This window comes from Pseudomonas sp. 05T35 (assembly GCF_056396605.1).
Genome location: NZ_JBFTLU010000602.1, coordinates 1 through 2,185, shown reverse-complemented (window position 1 = coordinate 2,185; position 2,185 = coordinate 1). Strand labels below are relative to the sequence as shown.

The window sequence follows — 2,185 nt, the reverse complement described above, 5'->3', positions numbered from 1 at the left end:
CCCTTGGGGATGCCCTGACTAAGGTAGCTACAAGCAGTGCAAAAAGTGCTGCTCCCCGGAAGAACAACATTCGAGTGAGGTGGGCAAAATGACTCTGCAAACTATCAAGGCTTCGGTACTGAAGTTCGCCAAAGATGAAGACGGTCTGACCATTGTGGAATACGCAGTGGCCGGTGGGCTGATTACGGTAGCTGTCGCCGCAATATTCACTCTTTTGGGCGGAGCAGTGAATACCAAGATCACGGCGCTGTGCAAGGCCGTCAACGGCAACGTGGCGTGCTAGTAACGACAACTCAAGGTGGGGGGGACGCAGCGAGTCCATGGAACAGCCGGTCGCTACTGTTTACCGGATAACTCAATGGACTTCGCGCTGTCCCTGCCAATGCACGTTCTAGTCTGTATGACTGTTGAAGTGAGGTGCACAAAATGACTCTGCAAACAATCAGAACTTCGATACGCAAGTTCGCTGAAGATGAAAATGGCCTGACCATTGTGGAATACGCAGTGGCGGGTGGGTTGATTACGGTGGCTGTTGCCGCGATTTTCACTCTGTTGGGCGGTGCAGTGACGACCAAGATCACGGCGCTGTGCGCTGCGGTCAACGGTGGTGCTTGCTGATAACAATAATTCCCGGTMGGGAGGCACGCCATGTCCACGGAACTGATGGTATCGACTGTTTTACTGATAGGACTTTTGGGCGTGGCGGTGGTGAGCGATCTGCTTCGCCACCGTATTCCCAACCTGCTGATTCTGTTGGGACTTGCCTTGGGATTGGTCGCTCAGACGTACTCAGGGGGAGTCAGCGGATTGGGAGACGGCCTGTTGGGCATCCTGATCTGTTTTGCACTGTTTCTGCCCATGTACGCCTCGGGTGGCATGGCCGCCGGTGACGTCAAGTTGATGGCCATGGTCGGCAGTTTTCTACCGTTCCATTACGCGTTGTGGGCTGCTTTATTCAGCCTGATCGCCGGTGGCGTGTGCGGTTTCCTGATAGTGCTGGTTCGCGGTCAATTATTACAGACCCTGGGGCGCTATTGGCTGATTTTGAGGGCGCAGTCTTATCTGGCGCCGACTTCAGACGAGGTGGCCAGCAAGCCTTTCCCTTATTCGATTGCCATTTTGCTTGGCACTTTAAACGCCGTTTACTGGCAACTCTTTGCCAGTGGGTTGGGAGGTTAGTCATGCACGTCATTGCCGAGAGTGATGCCTGCCACAATGAGCGAGAAGCGGTGCAGCGCCTGGCTCCCCAACCGTGCACTATCAGCGAGACGGGGCTGACGGACAGTTTTCTCGGCGAGTTGGTGTGCAAGCATTTGTATGACGCCGGCGTGCTGGACATGTCGCGGCTGGTAGAGCGCCTGGCGCTGACCGGCGCCGTGATGGAAGAGGTCCTGGCGTTTCTGCGCAAGGATGGTCGTGTCGAAGTGCTTGGGCAGATGGGCGCGCAAGTCGGGGGCGGGCAGCCGCTGCGTTATGGCCTGACCGAGCGCGGTCGCAGTGCTGCCCGCGATGCCCTGTCGCGTAGCGGCTATATCGGAGCGGCGCCGTTCCCGGTGAGTGCCTACCGCTCCCTGCTCAAGGTACAGACCATTCACCACGGACGTATCAGTGCGAATGATATGCGCACGGCGCTCAACGGCGTAGTGCTCACTGAGGGGATGCTCGATCAACTGGGTGTGGCGCTGAACTCCGGGCGAGCGATCATGATTTATGGCCCTGCGGGGACCGGCAAGACCTATGTCAGCAGTCGGCTGATCCGCCTGTTCGCCGAGGCCATCTGGGTGCCCCATGCCATTGTGATCAACGAGTCGGTGATCGAGATCTATGACCCGCAGGTACACCAGCGGCTGGATGATGGCAGTCCACAGAACAATTTGATGCTCAACGAAGGGATCGACCGTCGGCTGCTGTGCTGCAAACGCCCGATCGTCATCACCGGCGGCGAATTGAGCATGGAACAGCTGGACATTCGTTATGACCCCTTCACCCGTCAGTACCAGGCCGCCTTGCAGCTCAAGGCCAGCAATGGCCTGTTCATCATCGACGACATGGGGCGCCAGCGCATGCCGCCCGCCGAACTGCTGAATCGCTGGATCGTCCCGATGGAAGAGAAGCGCGATTTCCTCAACCTGGGCGGTGGGCGGCATTGCGAGCTGCCGTTCGATCTGATTCTGGTGTTTTCCAC

General features: G+C 57.6%; 4 protein-coding genes. All 4 read left to right on the top strand.

Annotated elements, in window-relative coordinates; genetic code table 11:
• Positions 1-88 precede the first annotated feature (88 nt).
• Entirely contained in the window at positions 89-283 is a 195-nt protein-coding gene (locus AC1DH9_RS27815) for a Flp family type IVb pilin (protein WP_427545237.1), read from the top strand.
• 143 nt (positions 284-426) lie between these two features.
• Positions 427-618, top strand: coding sequence for a Flp family type IVb pilin (locus tag AC1DH9_RS27810; protein WP_427545239.1), 192 nt, complete (start codon positions 427-429; stop codon positions 616-618).
• Positions 619-648: 30 nt separating this feature from the next.
• Positions 649-1,179 carry an A24 family peptidase gene (locus AC1DH9_RS27805; RefSeq protein ID WP_427545241.1) on the top strand — a complete coding sequence of 177 codons (531 nt, stop codon included), beginning with the start codon at positions 649-651 and terminating at the stop codon, positions 1,177-1,179.
• A gap of 2 nt (positions 1,180-1,181) precedes the next feature.
• Positions 1,182-2,185, top strand: a 1,004-nt coding sequence (locus AC1DH9_RS27800; RefSeq protein WP_477809202.1) for an AAA family ATPase, incomplete at its 3' end; no start/stop codon positions are given.